Annotated in this window: 16 protein-coding genes and 1 tRNA gene; 12 read left to right on the forward strand and 5 right to left on the reverse strand. The window is 40.1% G+C overall.

Translation table 11 applies throughout. The annotated features are described in order from the left end of the window. The first annotated feature begins 602 nt into the window (after positions 1-602). Together ACTF5Q_RS00215 and ACTF5Q_RS00220 are read left to right on the forward strand one after the other, a co-directional pair. The gene (locus ACTF5Q_RS00215) at positions 603-2,135 is read left to right on the forward strand and encodes a class I adenylate-forming enzyme family protein (RefSeq protein ID WP_438952728.1); all 1,533 of its coding nucleotides are present in this window, start codon (positions 603-605) and stop codon (positions 2,133-2,135) included. Next, the gene (locus ACTF5Q_RS00220) at positions 2,122-2,757 is read left to right on the forward strand and encodes a DsbA family oxidoreductase (RefSeq protein WP_438952729.1); all 636 of its coding nucleotides are present in this window, start codon (positions 2,122-2,124) and stop codon (positions 2,755-2,757) included. Before ACTF5Q_RS00215 ends, ACTF5Q_RS00220 begins: the two co-directional genes overlap by 14 nt. Before the next feature lie 152 nt (positions 2,758-2,909). On the opposite strand, the gene ACTF5Q_RS00225 is transcribed toward ACTF5Q_RS00220, so the two are convergent. The 4 genes from ACTF5Q_RS00225 to pdxH form a co-directional block, all read right to left on the reverse strand. After that, entirely contained in the window at positions 2,910-6,545 is a 3,636-nt protein-coding gene (locus tag ACTF5Q_RS00225) for a vitamin B12-dependent ribonucleotide reductase (RefSeq protein ID WP_438952730.1), read from the reverse strand. 456 nt (positions 6,546-7,001) lie between these two features. After that, a tRNA-Pro gene (locus tag ACTF5Q_RS00230) sits at positions 7,002-7,078 on the reverse strand. An 83-nt stretch (positions 7,079-7,161) separates the two neighbouring features. Continuing rightward, positions 7,162-7,659, reverse strand: a complete 498-nt coding sequence (locus ACTF5Q_RS00235) for a DUF192 domain-containing protein (protein ID WP_438952731.1) — start codon at positions 7,657-7,659, stop codon at positions 7,162-7,164. A 22-nt stretch (positions 7,660-7,681) separates the two neighbouring features. Further along, on the reverse strand, positions 7,682-8,287 hold the full coding sequence (gene pdxH / locus ACTF5Q_RS00240) for a pyridoxamine 5'-phosphate oxidase (protein WP_438952732.1): 606 nt from the start codon (positions 8,285-8,287) through the stop codon (positions 7,682-7,684). 128 nt (positions 8,288-8,415) lie between these two features. Here pdxH and fabI point away from each other — a divergent pair, with 128 nt between their 5' ends. The 5 genes from fabI to trpE are packed head-to-tail and all read left to right on the forward strand — an operon-like array spanning position 8,416 to position 14,347. Beyond that, positions 8,416-9,237 (forward strand): enoyl-ACP reductase FabI, encoded by an 822-nt coding sequence (gene fabI, locus ACTF5Q_RS00245; RefSeq protein WP_438952733.1) that lies wholly within the window; start codon positions 8,416-8,418, stop codon positions 9,235-9,237. Then, positions 9,237-9,740, forward strand: a complete 504-nt coding sequence (gene gpt / locus ACTF5Q_RS00250) for a xanthine phosphoribosyltransferase (protein ID WP_438952734.1) — start codon at positions 9,237-9,239, stop codon at positions 9,738-9,740. The genes fabI and gpt overlap by 1 nt, the downstream gene beginning before the upstream one ends. 7 nt (positions 9,741-9,747) lie before the next feature. Beyond that, positions 9,748-10,962 carry an aminotransferase gene (locus ACTF5Q_RS00255; RefSeq protein WP_438952735.1) on the forward strand — a complete coding sequence of 405 codons (1,215 nt, stop codon included), beginning with the start codon at positions 9,748-9,750 and terminating at the stop codon, positions 10,960-10,962. Between the two features lie 38 nt (positions 10,963-11,000). After that, a complete protein-coding gene (locus tag ACTF5Q_RS00260) occupies positions 11,001-12,833 on the forward strand; it encodes a SurA N-terminal domain-containing protein (protein ID WP_438952736.1) in 1,833 nt (610 codons plus the stop codon). Positions 12,834-12,841: 8 nt separating this feature from the next. Then, a complete protein-coding gene (gene trpE / locus ACTF5Q_RS00265) occupies positions 12,842-14,347 on the forward strand; it encodes an anthranilate synthase component I (RefSeq protein ID WP_438952737.1) in 1,506 nt (501 codons plus the stop codon). A gap of 71 nt (positions 14,348-14,418) precedes the next feature. Here the strand turns inward: trpE and ACTF5Q_RS00270 are convergent, their stop codons facing one another. Continuing rightward, entirely contained in the window at positions 14,419-14,907 is a 489-nt protein-coding gene (locus ACTF5Q_RS00270; RefSeq protein WP_438952738.1) for a hypothetical protein, read from the reverse strand. A 263-nt stretch (positions 14,908-15,170) separates the two neighbouring features. Between ACTF5Q_RS00270 and ACTF5Q_RS00275 the strand changes: the two genes are divergently transcribed. Genes ACTF5Q_RS00275 through ACTF5Q_RS00295 form a run of 5 tightly spaced genes read left to right on the forward strand, consistent with a single transcriptional unit; the run spans position 15,171 to position 19,220 of the window. Further along, positions 15,171-15,752: an anthranilate synthase component II gene (locus tag ACTF5Q_RS00275; protein ID WP_438952739.1), complete on the forward strand. Its 582-nt coding sequence runs from the start codon at positions 15,171-15,173 to the stop codon at positions 15,750-15,752. After that, on the forward strand, positions 15,749-16,768 hold the full coding sequence (gene trpD, locus ACTF5Q_RS00280) for an anthranilate phosphoribosyltransferase (RefSeq protein WP_438952740.1): 1,020 nt from the start codon (positions 15,749-15,751) through the stop codon (positions 16,766-16,768). The genes ACTF5Q_RS00275 and trpD overlap by 4 nt, the downstream gene beginning before the upstream one ends. Continuing rightward, positions 16,765-17,568, forward strand: a complete 804-nt coding sequence (gene trpC / locus ACTF5Q_RS00285) for an indole-3-glycerol phosphate synthase TrpC (protein ID WP_438952741.1) — start codon at positions 16,765-16,767, stop codon at positions 17,566-17,568. Before trpD ends, trpC begins: the two co-directional genes overlap by 4 nt. Further along, entirely contained in the window at positions 17,569-18,048 is a 480-nt protein-coding gene (gene moaC / locus ACTF5Q_RS00290) for a cyclic pyranopterin monophosphate synthase MoaC (RefSeq protein WP_438952742.1), read from the forward strand. Next, entirely contained in the window at positions 18,045-19,220 is a 1,176-nt protein-coding gene (locus ACTF5Q_RS00295) for a molybdopterin molybdotransferase MoeA (protein ID WP_438952743.1), read from the forward strand. The genes moaC and ACTF5Q_RS00295 overlap by 4 nt, the downstream gene beginning before the upstream one ends. Positions 19,221-19,248: the final 28 nt, after the last annotated feature.

Raw genomic sequence — 19,248 nt, forward strand, 5'->3', positions numbered from 1 at the left:
GCTTCATAATTATACAATAACGTTGTTCTTAAATTATAGAAAATTAGGAATGTAAACAGAATATTTTCCCAATAATTTACTAAAATTGCTATTATAATTGAGCAAGAATAAACTAAAAATGGTATTAACAAGTAGATATTATTCAGAAAGCAGCATCCATTTTAATTTTTAATTCAAGGGCTGATTCTATCTACACTAAAAATGTTCATTAGATATTTCCTTACTGATTAAAATCTGCTTATTAATCTGCTGAAATATTTTAATTCCTTACAAAAAGCCAATATTATATGGAAAAATTGCGATAACTCTGCAACGAATTTCAATATAAAATAAAAAAAAACGCCTGCACTGGGCAGGCGTATAGTTATTGAGGCAGGTTTCATACAGGCAAGAAACCTATCGAGCAGTAACCTCTTTATATACTTTTAAACACTATCATCCAAGTATATTTTTGTAATATTTGGATCTAACTAAATAACCATAAGACAAGCGATATATTTCCTCTTACTTATCTCTACACAAAATAAGTTTTGTTTTGTAATCAAATAAGTATGCCTTTAAATATACTTCAGTTCGTTACTCAGATTAAAAAATCATAAATAATGAAGTCAATATACAAAGATAAGTCACTAGTTAGCTGTCCAAATCAGTTTAATTTGGCAGAGTATGTACTTGAAAAATCGTGCAAAAACCCAACAAAATCTGCGCTTGAAATCGTCTCAAGAACAGGCAAACAATCGGTAAGTTTTGATGAACTTAAAAATCGAATTCTCAGAACCGGTAATAATTTAATAAGAGTTGGATTAAAGCCAGAGGATAAAATTTTGTTGAGGTTAGGAAACACTATTACCTTTCCCATCGCTTATCTCGGAGCAATATCGGTTGGTATAATTCCAGTTCCAACGGCAAGCAGTTTAACAAGACATGAGCTAATAAAGCTAATTAAGTTCATAGAACCTAAAGCTATAATCACATCAAAACCTTTGAGAACTAATTTCGATAATACACAAATAATTTCTGAAACCGATATTGAAAAGTTCTCATTTGAGGGCAGAAAAGCGAAGTTTAAGAGAGGCAATCCAAATAGGCTAGCATATATCGTATTCACGTCTGGGACATCAAACACACCGAGGGCTGTTCAACACGCTCATAGAGCCATTTGGGCCCGGAAATCTATGCATTCTGACTGGTATTCTTTGACTTCAAATGACAGATTGCTTCACGCTGGAGCATTAAATTGGACATATACACTCGGTACTGGTTTACTTGACCCTTGGAGCATCGGAGCAACATCTATCGTATTGGGAGACAATTTAACCATCCCCGACATACCAAATGTAATAAAGAATTCCAACGCGACATTATTTGCTGCAGTGCCGGGTGTGTATAGAAAATTACTCGACCAAAATGAAGAACTTGAGTTTCCCAGTTTAAGGCATTGCTTTTCCGCTGGGGAAAAATTGAGCCAAAACATTCACGATAAATGGCGAAAAAGAACGAAAAAATTTATTTATGAAGCTTTTGGAATGAGTGAATGTTCGACATTTATATCAACTAACGAAAATATTGGATCTGAAATCCAAACAATTGGTCGCCCACAGAAAGGCCGAAAAGTAGCTATTATTAATAAGGTTACTTACAATCCAGTGCCAATTGGTGAAGTTGGCATAATAGCAATTTCATCAGAAGATCAGGGACTTATGATTGGGTACGACAATGAAGATGCCATCAAATCAAATGGCAAAGAGTGGTTTGCAACAGGTGATTTGGGTAGAATGAAGGCAGATGGATTTATTGAACACCTTGGCCGCGCAGATGATATTTTGAATCAGGGCGGATTTCGAGTTTCTCCTAAGGAAATCGAGAATGCTTTCCTTGATTTGGAGGGGTTAGAAAATATTGTAGCTTTCAATTTAGAGATTAAAAAAGATACAACTGTAATTGCTGTGATTTTTACAACTGAGGCAAATCTTTTTGAAGAAGAATTACGAAAACACATAGAAGAACGTCTTGCAGACTACAAAAAGCCCCGTATTTATATTAAAACGAAAACTATTCCTACCGTAAATAATGGCAAAATATCGAGAAAGAAGCTTAGCGAAACCTACAAAGGAATGACTGTTGATTGCGCTTGATATTTACTCAGATCCAATTTGCCCATGGTGTTATATAGGTAAAGTTTATCTAGAGCGCGCTCTTGAGGGATTAAATGAAAATCCGTTTAATATTGAATGGCATCCTTTTCAACTAAATCCAAAAATGCCTCCAACTGGAATGAATCGAAAAAAATACTTAGAAAAAAAATTTGGCGGCTCTAATGGCGTTGTTGAAGCATATGGCCCAATCATTGAGCGCACAAAAAGCGATAATATAGATGCAAAACTTGATAAAATTAAAGTCACTCCAAATACAGTGAATGCCCATCGAATAATTCACTGGTCTAAAATTGAGGGTTGTCAAAATCAAATAGTGTCCGAATTATTTAAAGCATATTTTGTAAATGGTTTAGATTTGGGTGATATTAATGTTCTAGCAAAGCTAGCATCAAAATATTTTATGGATGAAAAATCAATTCTCAGATTGTTAACTTCAGATAATGATTTAACCAATATAACTGAAAAAGATCACACTGCGCGACAAATGGGTATAAAAGCTGTACCCATGTTTATAGTGGCCAATCAATACGCTGTGTCAGGAGCTCAAAGCACTGGTTTTTGGCAAAATATCGTCAAGGATATACAAAATTCAATTTCGTAACAAATGAAAAGTTGAATTTAGTATAAAAAAAAGAGGCCAGATTTGACCTCTTTTAGTTTCGCCGTTCAAGCTCTTATGTCAGAACTGCTCGCTGGATATTTTGCCTGCGGCCTGAACGTCGTCAAGGACAGGCGCACCTGCCCTATGTCTCGTTAACTACAACCGGATGTACCCCCACATGTGTTACACTTCATGCAAGTACCGTTTCTCACTAGAGTGTAATTGCCGCAGTCCGAGCACGGGTCACCCTCATAACCTTGAAGTTTTGCTTTCGCTCTAGCATTCATCACCGGATCAGCATCACCCTTAACCGACATAGGTTTTGTTGCAACTATAGCACCCACATCCACACTCGATGTATCTGATATTTCGCCGCCAATTTCTTGCTGCTGCATTAATTCGTGTGGCAGCCTTTTTCTTAGATAACCTGTCGAACTAATTTGTTTTAAAACCTCCAAAGAGCGTGTAGCGGCGGTGTCTGAAACTTCTTTTACATTCCGCACACCCTCCTCACTTCCAAGACCTATATCATCAAAACTCGCACCCTCTGGCTTAACATGGGCCAGATCTGTGCGATCAAGATAACTGACGGCTAATTCTCTAAAGATATAATCTAAAATAGATGTGGCATTCTTAATGCTATCATTACCTTGCACCATTCCAGCCGGTTCAAATTTTGTGAATGTAAATGCATCTACGAACTCCTCGAGCGGCACCCCGTATTGCAATCCCACCGACACGGCTATCGCAAAATTATTCATCATGGCGCGAAATCCTGCTCCTTCTTTATGCATATCAATGAAAATTTCACCAAGAGCACCATTCGAATATTCTCCGGTCCTTAAGTATACCTTATGACCGCCTACTATTGCTTTCTGGGTATAGCCTTTTCGCCTTTCTGGCATCTTAGAACGTTCTTGTTCCTTGATAATCTCTTTTACAATAACCTTTTCGACTACTTTTTCCGCCAAAGTTGCTGCTCTCTCTTGAGGATTTCCTTCTTCCATAAGTTCTGCAGCATCATCATCATCATCAAGCAGTGCTGCAGCTAATGGCTGAGATAGTTTTGAACCATCTCTGTAAAGTGCATTTGCTTTCACTCCCAGAGACCAAGATAGCTCATACGCTTTTTGGCAGTCATCTATAGTCGCATCATTTGGCATATTGATTGTCTTCGATATTGCACCAGACGTAAACGACTGCGCAGCAGCCATCATATGAATATGACTATTCACCGATAAATATCGTTTACCCTTTTTACCGCATGGGTTCGCACAATCAAATATATGGTAATGCTCTACACTGAGGTGTGGCGCCCCTTCCAAAGTCATTGTGCCACACACGTGATCATTTGCCATATCTATTTCAGATTTACTATACCCCAGGTGCCGGAGCAGATCGAAATTGCTGTCCACCAATTTATCAGAAGGAATGCCGAGGACGTCGGTACAAAAATCCGCTCCTAAGGTCCATTGATTAAATACAAAACGTATATCAAATGCCGATCCTAGTGCTGCCTCTACCTTATCTATTTCTTGATGCCCAAAGCCATGACCAATCAAGCTTGTATGATTTATGCCTGGTGCATTTCCTATGGATCCATGACCTACTGCATAAGATACAATTTCTTCTATATTGGCTTCTGAATAGCCAAGCTTTCTAAGCGCCGCCGGTACCGATTGGTTAATAATCTTAAAGTACCCTCCCCCGGCTAGTTTCTTGAATTTTACTAATGCAAAGTCAGGCTCTATCCCAGTTGTGTCACAGTCCATAACCAATCCAATTGTGCCTGTTGGCGCTATTACGGAAACCTGAGCATTTCTAAACCCGTTTTCCTCACCAAGCGCTAATGCTTCATCCCAAGCTTCAACTGCTTTATCTATTAAAGCTGGATCTGGACAATTAAGGTGATCTAATGGAACTGGCTTTACCCTCAACGATTCATATCCACTGTCTTTCCCGCGTGCTGCGTTTCGATGATTTCTAATCACTCTAAGCATATGATTTCTATTTTTTGAATAGCCAGGGAACGCTCCTACCTCTGCCGCCATTGTCGCACTTGTAGAGTAAGCGACACCTGTCATAATTGCTGTCAGAGCTCCGCATAATGATCTTCCCTCGTCACTATCGTAACCAAGACCCATATTCATCAACAAACCACCAATATTAGCGTAGCCAAGCCCCAGCGTGCGGAAATCGTATGATCTTTGCGCAATCTCTTTTGAGGGGAATTGGGCCATCAAAACCGAGATTTCTAATGTTACTGTCCATAATTTTGTAGCGTGTATGTAATCATCTACTTTAAACTCCCCTTTAGACAGAAATTTTAGCAAATTCATACTAGCTAGATTGCAAGCGGTATCATCTAAGAACATATACTCAGAACAAGGATTCGAGCCTCTTATTTCGCCATCCTCAGGACATGTATGCCAAGCATTTACAGTATCGTGAAATTGAATTCCTGGATCCGCACAGGCCCATGCTGCATGACCCACGTCCTCCCACAACTTACGCGCACGGATTGTCCTTGCTGTCTCTCCATTCACCCTGTTTATCAAATCCCAATTTTCGTCATTCTTAACTGCGTCTAGGAATGCGTCAGTAACTCTAATTGAGTTATTTGAGTTCTGACCAGATACTGATGCATATGCTTCTGAATCCCAGTCTGTATCGTAAGTTGGAAACTCAATGCCTGTGTACCCTTGCTTTGCATAATCAAGCACTCTTTTGATGTAAGTTTCGGGTATCAGAGATTTTTTGGCGTCCCTAACGGCATTTTTTAATGCACTATTCTTTTGCGCATCTACTGCATCTTCAAGCCCACCATCCCAGGTTTTGATAGCGTCAAAAATCTGGTTTAATTTTGCTTCATGGATCTTGGAGCCCGCTACTATTGAAGCAACTTTTTGCTCTTCTTTTACCTTCCAATTGATGAACTCCTCTATATCCGGATGATCTGCGTCACAAATTACCATTTTGGCAGCCCGACGCGTTGTCCCGCCTGACTTTATTGCCCCAGCGGACCGATCTCCTATTTTGAGAAATCCCATTAATCCTGACGACTTACCACCACCGGATAAAGGCTCTCCATCACCCCGTAGAGAGCTAAAATTTGTTCCGGTACCTGATCCATACTTAAACAAGCGAGCTTCTCGCACCCAAAGGTCCATTATACCGCCTTCATTTACCAAATCGTCACTAACAGATTGAATAAAACACGCGTGGGGTTGAGGATGTTCATAAGCGGACTTTGATTTAACCAGCTTTCCTGTTTCAAAGTCGACATAATGGTGACCCTGACTAGGGCCGTCAATGCCATAAGCCCAATGTAAACCTGTGTTGAACCATTGAGGACTATTCGGGGCAGCCATCTGCGTTGCTAGCATGTATCTCATTTCATCAAGATAAGATTGGGCATCCTTTTCGCTTGAAAAGTAACCTCCCTTCCAACCCCAATATGCCCACGCGCCTGCCAGTCGGTCAAAGACCTGCTTAGAAGAAGTCTCGCCAGTAAATGACGCGTCAGTGGCAGGCACAGATCGCCATAGAAATTCTGGAACGCCTTTCTCTTTTACTTTTTTGGTTCTGGTTGGGACACCGGCTTTACGAAAATACTTCTGCGCAATCACATCACTTGCAACTTGAGACCAGTTCTCAGGGACTTCTACATTTTCCAACTGGAACACAATCGACCCGTCGGGGTTTTTGATCTCAGATGATGTTCTAGTAAAGTTTATGTCGTCATATGCACACTTACCCGCCGTCGTAAAATTTCTATTAATTTTCATTATAACCCACCTACTTTTACGTTTCTCGTTAAGCCTTCAATTCTCATTGAAAAGCCATGAATATGGACGAATACCCTCTGACGACAAAGTTACGACACTTTATCTCTTCCTACTACATATAGTATGTGGTGTGTCCAGTTCACACAACTTGACGTAGGTTGACCTCAAAGGTCAATAGATAAATTTCATAAAATTGTGAAAAACGTTCTTGACTCGACTTTGTGGTAAAAACTCGCCCAAAAAAAAAGCAAATTCCGATCATGTGAGCTTAAAAAAAGCAATTGCTAAAATCTAATAATTTTGGACAGTTACATGAAAATGTTTATACTGAAATTCTCAAAAATATAGATCCCCAGTGATTCACTTCTTCAAAAAAAAATTATACTTTTGCAAATCAGTCTGACTGACCTGTACCAGGCTAATACTGAAAAACCGGGTAAGCAATTTAGATTAAGATGGTCGGGACGGCAAGATTCGAACTTGCGACCTACGGTACCCAAAACCGTCGCGCTACCAGGCTGCGCTACGCCCCGACGAATTTGTCTCTATATAATCAAAAATGATTTGAAAAGACCTAAGGGATAAAAAATAAAATAAATTAGCTAGGCTTAGAAAGCTAATTTCGAGAATTAATAAGACGATGTTGTAAGATATTACCTACTTTAATTCCCAAAGACTTCGATAATCCCGCATTGATCTCGAGCACATATTGAACTTGCTCTCCACCAAAAATACTGACTGTGCTGAATGGAACAGCATTCTTGAATATCTTTGTTACGGTTCCGCTCCCATCTGCAAAAATAATATCCAAAGGAATACTCGTATTCTTCATCCAAAACGATACCGGTTGTGGTTGATCATAGACAAACATCATACCCTCATTAAATTCCATGTCCTTCCTGAACATTAGGCCCTGCTGCCGCTCGCTGTACGTTGTAGCCAGTTCAACACAAAACTTGGCCTGTCTATTCATACTATTGTAAATTAATAATTCTTCCCAATCACAATTGTCGCCTGCAATCGAATTAAAGCCGCTAAGAATAGCTGTGCCAACAACAGCAGTAAATACAGCGAGTTTCTTTGATTTTAATAGCAACAAAAAAAGTGAGTCCATTGCCGCAATGACCAATCACTAATTAAGGGTATAACCGTTGTATTTTCCAAGGCCCATCCACAGAGTGTTTAGTCCACAAAAAGCGATCATGTAAGCGGGACTCACCTTCTGCCCAAAATTCTATCTCAGCGGGTACAATTCGAAAACCACCCCAAAATTTTGGCCGCGTCGGTTCCTGACCTAAACTTTCACTAAATTTTTCAACTTGATTTAACAGTGTTTCTCGTGAGTCCAATGGTTTTGACTGTAATGACGCCCAGGCTCCCAACCTACTTCTTAAAGACCGTGAATTATAATACTCATCAGATGCCTGATCACCCTCTAACGAAGTAAAACCTCTTACTCGAATTTGCCTCCGCAAAAATTTCGAGTGCCATACAAAACTCGCCTTGCCGCAATCAAAAATTTCTAAAGCTTTTTGTGAGCCAAAATTAGTAAAAAATACAAATGCAGAATCATCAATGTTTTTCAGTAAAACCATCCTTACATTCGGCATACCATCCGCGGAAACGGTACTAAGTGCGATTGCGTTGGGATCATTAAGCTCGCCAGCTTCGGCCTCGGCGATCCACCGCTTGCAAATGTCGAAAGGATTATTCCCCTCAAATTTACCATCTTTCTCCACCATTACTCTACTCCCGAAAGAATCTGATATATCTCAAAATGTAATTAGGGCCAAAAAAATATTTGTCAGGCTTGAAGGTCTACTTACCATAGCTTAAAAGTTTCAACAGTTAAATTTCGGAGGAATTTTTTATGTCATCTGGATTAATGACCGGCAAGCGAGGCCTCATCATGGGGCTGGCTAATGAAAAATCGATAGCTTGGGGAATAGCAAAATCTTGCTTTGAAGCTGGTGCAGAGATGGCCTTTTCCTATCAAGGAGACGCCTTGAAAAAAAGAGTTGGGCCTCTCGCTGAAAGAGTTGGATCTAATTTTTTAGTCGAATGCGATGTGTCAGATCAAACAAGTGTTGCAAACTTATTTTCAGAAATAAAAAAAGAATGGGGTCAACTCGACTTCCTAGTTCATGCAATAGGTTTCTCAGATAAATCAGAGCTGCGTGGTCGATACATCGATACAAGTTTTGAAAATTTCAATATGACAATGAATATATCTGTGTACTCGTTTACAGCGGTAGCTAGTCATGCCGAAAAATTGATGCCAAACGGTGGTTCAATGCTTACACTCACGTATTACGGGGCGGAACAGGTCATGCCTCATTACAATGTAATGGGAGTTGCGAAAGCAGCCTTAGAAGCTTCGGTTAAATATTTGGCTGAAGATTTGGGCAAGGATAACATCAGGGTTAACGCTATATCAGCTGGTCCCATCAAAACTTTGGCAGCTTCCGGAATTGGAGATTTTAGGTACATATTAAAATGGAATGAACTTAACTCACCGCTCAGACGAAACGTTACAATAGATGATGTCGGAAAATCTGCTTTATATTTACTTTCACATCTCGGTTCAGGTGTTACTGGAGAAATCTTGCATGTTGACTCAGGCTATCACATTGTTGGCATGAAGGCAGTAGATGCGCCTGATATCGACGCTGTTACTGGGAGGAAGGATTAATGTCTGAACGATTGCCACATGAAAAAGGGTTTCATGTAAGTTGGGACCAATTGCATCGTGATGCTAGGGCATTATCATGGAGACTTGATGGACAAGGACCTGGCACAGGTGCATGGAAAGCCGTAGTGGCGATAACGAGGGGTGGCATGGCCCCAGCTATGATAGTTGCGCGAGAATTAGACATTCGTACAGTAGATACCATTAGCGTAAAGTCTTACAACCATCAGACCCAAGCTGAACCAAAGGTTATAAAGCCACCAAATTCTGAATTAATCGGAGATGGCTCTGGCGTTCTCGTTATTGATGATTTGGTAGATACTGGCAAAACACTTGAGGCAGTTCGCACTATAATGCCAAAAGCACACGTAGCGACAATATACGCAAAACCACTTGGAAGAAACCAGGTTGATACTTATATAACAGAAGTCAGTCAAGATACTTGGATATTCTTTCCGTGGGACATGGCTCTACAATATGTAGAACCATACCGAGGAACAGATTAAGCTCATAATGACTTTCACCGATAAAATAATAAAAACGACACGCACAATAGGCGTGGATCCACCGCCAGTTCTCGAAGTAAAAAACTGGCTAGCAGATCCAGATTTACAACCGTCAAAACCATTAATAGATGTATCCCAGGCAGCACCAACGGAACCACCGCCCAAAAAAATGCTGGAGTTCATGGCGAATAAGATTTTATGTGACAACGCAGTAAATACATATGGACCAGTTCTTGGGTTAGATGAACTTCGAGAAAGTCTAGCCAGCAAATGGTCCAGGCAATATCAGGGAAAAGTCAGTAATCAAAATGTAGCAATTACTAGTGGCTGCAATCAGGCTTTTTGCGCAAGCATCTCGTCTTTTACCGGCGAAAACGACGAGGTAATCATTCCAACTCCATGGTATTTCAACCACCATATGTGGTTACAAATGGCAGGTGTAAAAAGTATACCACTAGACACAGACGCCAATATGAATCCAATAATTGAAAAGGCCGAGGCTTTAATAACGGATAGAACGAGGGCAATAGTACTCGTAAGCCCCAATAATCCTTCGGGCGCTATATATTCCAACCAACTCCTTCAAAAATTTTTCGACTTGTGTAAATCAAACCAGATACGTTTAATAATCGATGAAACTTATAAAGACTTTCATCCAAACGCATCTCAACCCCATACACTTCTAGAAAATAATAATTGGGATCAGGTGCTTACCATTCTTTATTCATTTTCGAAAACTTATCGAATGACTGGTCATCGCGTTGGAGCACTACTAACAAGTAAGAAAAATTTAATTGAGATAGAAAAGGCTCTCGATACATTTACAGTTTGCCCTCCACAGCTTGGCCAATACGCTGCAAACTGGGGCCTTAACAATTTGGAAGCATGGGCCGAAGACCGGAGAACTGAAATACTTCAGCGGGCAAAACATTTTTCAGAAAAATTTCAACCATTGTCTGCCGCTGGCTGGTCATTGAAAGGTTGTGGTGCTTACTTTGCTTTCGTTGAACATCCTTTTGAAGACGGATCAAATATTCTGGCTCCATTAATTTTGCGGGACCAAGGTATTCTGTTAATGCCAGGTACTATGTTCTATCCTAAGCATAACCCGCTTGGCTTCAGATCGTTTCGGATCGCATTTGCAAATATTGACAAAAATAAGATTAGTACTTTGCTTGAAAGACTGAAAGACCTAAGCTATCAGCGTCTTAACAGTAAATAAATATGATAAATTAATTCTACGTATCACTAGAGGTAAAGATGGCAGGTTCCAAAAGCAAATTGGGCACGACGTTCGCTTGGGTATTAATGACCTTTGTAATTATTGGTCTAGGCGGCTTTGGTGCAGTAAATTTTTCTAGCTCAGACAATGCCGTTGCATCGGTAGGCGAAACTGAGATTAGTAGTAGAGAGTATACACGAGCGCTAAGTAATGAACTTCGACGGTTTTCTGCTCAACTGGGACAGGAAATAACATTCGAACAGGCTCAAGCATTCGGTATTACGAGTAACGTTCTAAGCCAGTTGATAACAGCTAAAAGCCTAGAAGACGAAGCAAAGCGTTTAGGTATATCGGTAAATGATGAAGTAATTGTGACCAATTTGAATGAAACATCTGCCTTTCAAGGGATAGACGGACGGTTTGACAAAGAAACGTACACTTTTGTGCTCGAAAATGCTGGCATGACACCCTCTATTTATGAGGACGGCATACGATCTGAAACCTCAAGAATGATTTTACAGTCTGGCATTACCGACGGTGTAAAGATACCATTAAATTACTTAAAAATAATGGAAAAATATCTATTCCAGAAACGTGACTTTGAGTCAGTAACGCTCGCATGGAAAGATTTGGATAAGCCGGATCCAACTCCAACTGATGAAGAGTTAAAAACTCATCACAACGAAAATTCAGATCAATACATGACACCTGAAACCAAAATGATTACATATGTAATACTGACCCCAGAAATGCTCAGTGAAGAAATTGAGATAGATCAACAAGTGCTAGAAGAGGTCTACGCTCAAAGAATATCCGAATTTAGGCAAGAAGAAAAAAGACGCGCTGAAAGGTTGGTATTTTTAACGACGCAGGAGGCAGAGACTGCACTACAATCAATTAAAGATGAAAATACATCCTTTTCTCAATTTGTAAATGAGCGCGGTCTTACCGGGAGCGAGATTGACATCGGCTTTAGGACAAAAACTGAACTGGGCGATGCTGGAAATAGTTTATTTGATGCAAATTTATCGGAAATTATAGGGCCATTTGAAACGGATCTCGGACCTAGCCTTTTCAAATTAATCGAAATTAGAGAAGCTAAGACTTTGACTTTCGAGTCCGTGAGGGATCAGCTCAGTGAAGAATTAGCATTAGCAGAAGCAATTACACAAATTGCCAATCAGTCGCAGCAGTTTGATGATCTTCTTGCATCTGGAGCTAGCTTGGAAGAATTAGCAATAGAAACACCACTCGAGCTCAAAGAAATTGCATTTTTTCCTGGAATGGAAGACAGCGATGTAACAAAATATGAAGACTTCAGAACTGCAGCCGTAGCAGTTTCAGCCAAAGATTTTCCTGAAATTATTGTGCTAGAAGATGGGTCAGTGATTGCTTTGAGGCTAAATGAAGTTGTGGAACCAGCCTTAAAACCGCTTGATGAGGTATATCAACTGGTACTTGATAATTGGGTCAGTAAAAAGAAAAACGAGTTGTTAAAAGATGAGGCCAAACTTTACATAGACAACGGAAACATAAGCTCTTTGAAATCAACTAAATTTGAAGAAGTTTCACGAGACGACTTCTCTGATGAAACACCTCCTGCATTGTTAGCTGCGGTCTTTGAAATGAACAAGGATGAGTACAAAGTTGAAGAAATAGGAGATAAGGTAGCTATATTGCGTCTAATAAACATTCGAGACGGCGTTTCTGAACAGCCAGAAGAAGTAGAAATTCTAAAATCATTAGAAACGCAAATAAAATCGACACTTTCGCAAGACCTCTTCAGGATTATGGTTTCCGATGTTCAAAAATCTAGAGGCATTACGGTTGATGAAAGTTCGATTAATGCTGTGCACGTTAACTTTCAGTAGAAGTCATTATGAAACTTACACCAACTTATGAGCATTTTGAGAAAAACTATACGAATGAAATAAGCCAATTAGTTTACTGTCGATTAGCCGCAGACTTGGACACCCCAGTATCTTTAATGCTTAAACTAACAAACGGGGAAGAAAATTCATTTATTCTTGAATCAGTAACTGGTGGCGAAATAAGAGGACGATACTCCATTATCGGTATGCGCCCCGATAGGATCTGGAAATGTGCTGGAAATGAGAGTTATTTAAAAAGAGTGGAAGATAATGAGCCTTGCACATTTGAAAGGCAGGAAGCTGATCCTTTAACTAGTTTGAGGAAACTATTATCCGACAGTTACATTGATATTCCGAAAGATTTACCACAGGCGAGCGCTGGGATTTTTGGTTACTTGGGATACGACACCATCCGCCTGATAGAGAACCTTCCTAATTTAAACCCGGATCCAATTGGATTGCCAGATGGAGTATTTTTACGTCCCTCTGTGGTTGCTGTTTTAGATGGAGCTAAGGGTGAGGTTATATTAGTAGTGCCAGTTTGGCATAATCAGAAAAACGATGCAAAAAAGTCTTACGAAAATGCATCAAAATTAATTGCTGGTGCCGTTAAAAAACTTCAATGTGAAATATTAGAAACTAGAGATTTAGGAAATCCAAAAGATATAGATCCACCAATTTCTAATTTTTCGAAATCCAATTATCTAAAGGCAGTTGAGAAAGCTAAAGAGTACATTACGGCTGGTGATATTTTCCAAGTAGTACCGTCACAAAGATGGACTCAAGATTTTAAGTTACCACCTTTTTCCTTATACCGGTCTTTGCGCCGAACAAATCCCTCTCCTTTCATGTTCTTCTTTAATTTTGGAGATTTTCAAGTTATTGGCGCAAGTCCTGAAATTCTCGTAAGAGTGTTTGACAACGAAATTACAATAAGGCCGATTGCCGGAACACGTCCCAGAGGGAAAACTCCCGAGGAGGACAAAGCTTTAGAAGTTGAATTACTAAACGACAAAAAAGAATTAGCTGAGCATTTAATGCTACTAGATTTAGGTAGAAATGACGTTGGACGTGTATCTAAAATCGGCTCAGTCATACCAACTGAGGAATTTATAATCGAGCGATACAGTCATGTGATGCATATAGTTTCAAATGTAGTTGGAGAGCTTGCACCGGAACATGACGCTCTATCCGCTTTTTTTGCAGGCATGCCTGCAGGCACAGTTTCTGGTGCTCCAAAAGTTAGAGCAATGGAGATCATTGATGAATTAGAACCTGAAAAAAGAGGCGTTTACGGTGGCGGAGTCGGCTACTTCAGTGCAGCTGGCGACATGGATATGTGTATTGCACTGCGCACAGCTATTTTAAAGGACCAAAAGCTTTATATTCAGGCTGGTGGCGGTGTAGTATATGACAGCGTACCGGAAGATGAATATATGGAAACGGTTCACAAATCTAATGCAATAAGACGTGCTGCAGCTGATGCTGCCGTTTTCCGGACTCTGAAAGATTAAACCGGCTTTCCAAAGATGCTTACTTATACAGCATATTTAAATGAGTAACCGTATTACAAACATTGGCACTATTAATTCGATTTTTGCACGCTGCCCCCAACTGGATTTGCTTCTAATAAAGGTACTGATGGTTCAGCTGGAAGATCTGGATTAAAATCTTCTAGTCGAAGATTATCAGTTCCATCATATTCCACCTGATCAAGGGCTTGATTAGTTGTTTGAGTTGAAGGGTTTTTCATTGGGGTCTCGATTAATACAAACGAGGAATCCAAATTTTTGGATATAGATGGCAAGATTGGCCGTGTTTCATAGAGCTGCGGTTGAAACAGTTGGTTTTGTGAGGCGGTCGGCTGACCAAGTGCTTCAACAAGGTTATCTCCAAGCTGATCAGTTATTGGTTCAAGAGCGGACGCTGTCATTTGCTCAGTTAATTTAGTCTCAAAATCTGTGTCTAAAACTAAAAAATTATCATTTGATGGCATTATCACAGGCTCGAGTTGGTAAATTGCAACAGGAGGCAAATCAGGCCTCGACTGATTAAATTCTGAGCCAGAAGGCACTTCTAATATGACCTTAGTTGGCAGTGCACTACTTTTGCCCGATACTATTCTTACCGTTGAAGGGATACTGATAATTATTCCTCCAAGTATTAGCGCAGAAATAACACCAATTAAAAACCTAATAATCGTTCTCTCTCCTCGAATAAAAATGCACGCATAAACTTAAAACACTTGCACACATTGATACCCACAACTATCACATAATAAATAATACTCGACGAAGACTTCTGACGCTAGTCCTGATCGTGCTAAAGGGAAAAATTATGATCCTTATTATAGATAACTATGATAGTTTTACATATAATTTGGTTCATTTAATAGGTGCATTGTCACCAAATATAATTGTAAAGCGCAATGATGCTATTACTGCAACTGATGCTATAAATATGAGACCATCAGGAATAGTTTTATCGCCTGGCCCTTGCGATCCAGATCAAGCCGGAATCTGTTTGGAATTAACACTAAAAGCCGCCGAAAGCGAAATACCTGTATTTGGAGTATGCTTAGGACATCAAACGATCGCACAGGCCTTTGGGGGGGATATAATTCGTTGCCATGAAATTATTCATGGGAAAATGGGAGAAATTCACCACGATAGTACAGGACTATTTAAAGGAATGCCTGAGCCATTTAGTGCCACACGATACCACTCCTTAGTTGTCTCAAGAGAGAATTTACCGAGTGATTTAAAAAAAACAGCATGGCTCAAGGACGGAACTATAATGGGACTTTCCCATAAAAAACTTCCTATTTTTGGGGTGCAATTTCATCCAGAATCCATTGCATCGGAGCATGGGCATAAATTAGTAAAGAATTTTATTAGTAATACAGGGATCAAACTATGACTGAGGAAATGAAACCATTAATTTATGCAGCCTCAGAGGGTCCGCTAAGTACTGCCCAAGCAAAATTAGCGTTCGATATCCTGTTTGAAGGAAAAGCTACTCCCTCGCAGGTGGGTGGCTTTTTGATGGCGATGAGAGCAAGAGGTGAATCCGTTTCAGAATATTCCGCTGCCGCTGAAGCAATGAGATCGAGATGCATTCCTGTAGATGCTCCATCAGGTTCTATTGATATAGTTGGCACTGGCGGGGATGGAGTTGGAACACTCAATATTTCTACAGCGTCTGCTTTCGTGGTAGCAGGTGCCGGAGTAACAGTTGCAAAACATGGTAACAGAAATTTAAGTTCAAAATCTGGGGCCGCTGATGCATTAACGGCCCTTGGAATAAATGTAATGGTTGAAGCAGATGTCGTAGAGGCAGAAATCCGAAATGCTGGTATTGGATTCATGATGGCTCCAATGCATCACCCAGCGACTAAGCATGTTATGCCGATCAGGCAAGAACTTGGATGTAAGACCATTTTCAATATTCTTGGACCATTAACCAATCCTGCAGGTGTAAAACGTCAGCTAAGTGGTGCGTTTGCACCAGACTTACTTTTCCCTATGGCTGAAACTTTAGATACACTAGGCTGTGAAAAAGCTTGGTTGGTGCATGGATCTGACGGAACCGATGAACTTACCATCATTGGTGTATCAACTGTAGTCGAACTTTTTGATGGAAAAATTAGTTCGTTCGAGGTTCATCCAGAAGATGCAGGGTTACCTACTCACAAGTTATCAGAAATACTTGGCGGGTCTCCGGCAGAAAATGCATCTGAACTAAAAGCACTACTTGAGGGCAAAAAAAGTGCATATAGGGACGCTGTGCTTTTAAACTCATCCGCAGCGCTGTTGATTGCTGGAAAGTGTGGCTCATTAAAAGAGGGCGTTGAGTATGCAGCTGATAGTATAGACAGTGGCAAAGCGAAGGAATCTTTAGAACTAGTAAAAAAGGTTTCTAACGGTGAGCTATGACTATGACCATCTTGGATAATATTAAAGAGTATAAACTGAAAGAAATTGAAAAAGACAAAAAACTAGTATCTGTGAGCAGGATCGAGGAGCTTGCAAAAGCTGCATCTCCAGTAAGGAACTTCTATAGAGCAATAAAACATGCTCAGAAGGACGGATACGGATTGATAGCAGAAATTAAAAAAGCATCTCCTTCAAAAGGTTTAATTAGAGAAGATTTTAATCCAGAAAAATTAGCCACGGCATATGAAGAAGGAGGCGCTACCTGTTTGTCGGTCTTAACGGATAAGCCAAGTTTTATGGGTGATAAAGATTTTTTAACAAATGCCAGAAAGTCAACTCAACTCCCTGCCCTACGCAAAGATTTTATGTATGATACTTACCAAGTTACTGAGGCACGTGCATTAAACGCAGATTGTATCCTGATAATCATGGCATCGGTCAGTGATCAACAAGCAGAAGAGCTAGAACATGCCGCGGTTTCCTGGAACATGGATGTTTTAATTGAAGTACACAATGAAATAGAACTTGAGAGAGCAATGAATCTAAAGTCACCCATGATTGGAGTAAACAACAGGGACCTGAAAACGTTTGAGACTTCACTTGAAACAACAAAAAGATTATCAAAACTTTTACCCAGTGATCGATTGATTGTTAGCGAAAGTGGACTTTTCAATACCGAGGACCTCCGATCAATGGCAGAATTAGACGTACGATCATTCTTAATAGGAGAAAGTTTAATGCGACAACCAAACGTTAAAACAGCAACCCAGAAAATTCTAAGCAATCCATTGAGACCATAAATGTCTAAATCTTTGACCCACTTTGACAATAAGGGCAACGCTCACATGGTTGACGTAAGCTCAAAAGATAATACCGACAGATTAGCCATCGCAAAAGGTGCCGTTAGAATGAAACGTGAGACCTTCAATATAATGACCGAGGGGAAAGCCAAGAAGGGTGACGTATTGTCAATTGCTCGCGTAGCAGGCATAATGGGATGCAAAAAAACGTCGGATTTAATACCACTTTGCCACCCAATCCCGCTAAGCAACGTTAAAATAAATCTTCAGCCAAACAGAGAATTGCCAGGAGTTGATATAGAAGCTCACGTAAAAACTAATGGGCCGACTGGAGTGGAAATGGAAGCTTTAACTGCTGTAACAGTTAGCTGCCTAACAATTTATGATATGTTGAAAGCCGTAGATAAAACGATTGAAATTGGTAATATCCGACTGACTATGAAAGACGGCGGAAAATCAGGACGTATCGAAAATCCATGATTTCTGTAACAGAGGCATTAGAAAAATTATTTTTGATCGCGAAAGTTACACCTGTTGAAACCGTTGAGCTAAAAAAATGCTTAGGACGTGTACTGGCCAAACCGTTGGAATCAACTCGCAGCAACCCCCCTTTCCCGTCATCAGCGATGGATGGATATGCTATACATAAAGCAAACTTGAAATCAGGCGCAGAATTTAAAGTCATTGGCGAGTCTGCCGCAGGTCATTCTTATCCAAAAAAAATAAATAAAAATGAAGCAGTAAGAATTTTTACTGGCTCTCAGGTCCCAGATGGAGCGAATCTTGTGCTCATGCAAGAGGATGTAGAGGCTGACAAAAAGTTTATAATTGTAAAAGAAAACTTTGATAAAAAATCAAATATAAGGCTCGAAGGTTCGGACTTTTCAAAAGGATACAAAGTGAAAACACCCTTAATACTTGGGGTAAAAGAAATCTCACTTTTGGCAGCTATGAATTTCGCACATTTAAGCGTCCGAAAGAAACCAACAGTAGCAATAATTTCTACTGGTGATGAGTTAGTATTTCCAGGAGAGACACCTAAGCCTGATCAAATAATTGCATCTAACGCATACGGAATAGCTGCCCTTTGTAAGGAGTGCGGCGCTGAACCACGAATATTACCAATAGCTCAGGATAACTTAAAATCTATTGAATATATAATAGGCTTAGCGCAAGACGCAGATCTAATTATTACAATTGGCGGTGCTTCAGTTGGTAAATATGATCTAATAAATGAAGCAACCAATAATTTTGGCGTTGATAAAAGCTTTCATAAGGTGGCAATGCGTCCTGGGAAACCATTGATGGCTGGAAAAATCAACGAGACCGCACTTGTTGGGCTGCCTGGAAATCCAGTTTCAGCCTTGGTTTGTGGCTATGTCTTTATCAGACCATTGATACAGGCAATGCTAGGGTTAGAGAAAAAAAGCGCGCCCCGCCTGATGGCTCCGTGTAGCACCTCACTTCCAAAAAACGGACCACGCGAACACTACATGCGTGCAGTTTTATTACCAAACGGATATCTTGAACCTGTAGAGAACCAAGATAGTGCACGTTTGGCTTTATTATGCGATGCAGATGCGCTTCTTATCAGAGCTGCGCACGCAAAGGCTCTACAGGCGAAAACACTGTGCGAATACATTAAAATTTAACAAAAACTCACAAAAGCTTGACACAAAA

Source organism: Candidatus Salinivivens marinus, from assembly GCF_965655845.1.
In the GTDB taxonomy this organism is placed as follows: Bacteria; Pseudomonadota; Alphaproteobacteria; order Rhodobacterales; family Rhodobacteraceae; genus Salinivivens; species Salinivivens marinus.

Coding starts and splice junctions, on each gene's coding strand:
- ACTF5Q_RS00215 (WP_438952728.1), top strand. CDS start 603: ATGAAGTCAATATACAAAGATAAGTCACTAGTTAGCTGTCCAAATCAG.
- ACTF5Q_RS00225 (WP_438952730.1), bottom strand. CDS start 6,545: ATGAAAATTAATAGAAATTTTACGACGGCGGGTAAGTGTGCATATGAC.
- ACTF5Q_RS00235 (WP_438952731.1), bottom strand. CDS start 7,659: ATGGACTCACTTTTTTTGTTGCTATTAAAATCAAAGAAACTCGCTGTA.
- pdxH (WP_438952732.1), bottom strand. CDS start 8,287: ATGGTGGAGAAAGATGGTAAATTTGAGGGGAATAATCCTTTCGACATT.
- fabI (WP_438952733.1), top strand. CDS start 8,416: ATGTCATCTGGATTAATGACCGGCAAGCGAGGCCTCATCATGGGGCTG.
- gpt (WP_438952734.1), top strand. CDS start 9,237: ATGTCTGAACGATTGCCACATGAAAAAGGGTTTCATGTAAGTTGGGAC.
- ACTF5Q_RS00255 (WP_438952735.1), top strand. CDS start 9,748: ATGACTTTCACCGATAAAATAATAAAAACGACACGCACAATAGGCGTG.
- ACTF5Q_RS00260 (WP_438952736.1), top strand. CDS start 11,001: ATGGCAGGTTCCAAAAGCAAATTGGGCACGACGTTCGCTTGGGTATTA.
- trpE (WP_438952737.1), top strand. CDS start 12,842: ATGAAACTTACACCAACTTATGAGCATTTTGAGAAAAACTATACGAAT.
- ACTF5Q_RS00275 (WP_438952739.1), top strand. CDS start 15,171: ATGATCCTTATTATAGATAACTATGATAGTTTTACATATAATTTGGTT.
- trpD (WP_438952740.1), top strand. CDS start 15,749: ATGACTGAGGAAATGAAACCATTAATTTATGCAGCCTCAGAGGGTCCG.
- trpC (WP_438952741.1), top strand. CDS start 16,765: ATGACTATGACCATCTTGGATAATATTAAAGAGTATAAACTGAAAGAA.
- moaC (WP_438952742.1), top strand. CDS start 17,569: ATGTCTAAATCTTTGACCCACTTTGACAATAAGGGCAACGCTCACATG.
- ACTF5Q_RS00295 (WP_438952743.1), top strand. CDS start 18,045: ATGATTTCTGTAACAGAGGCATTAGAAAAATTATTTTTGATCGCGAAA.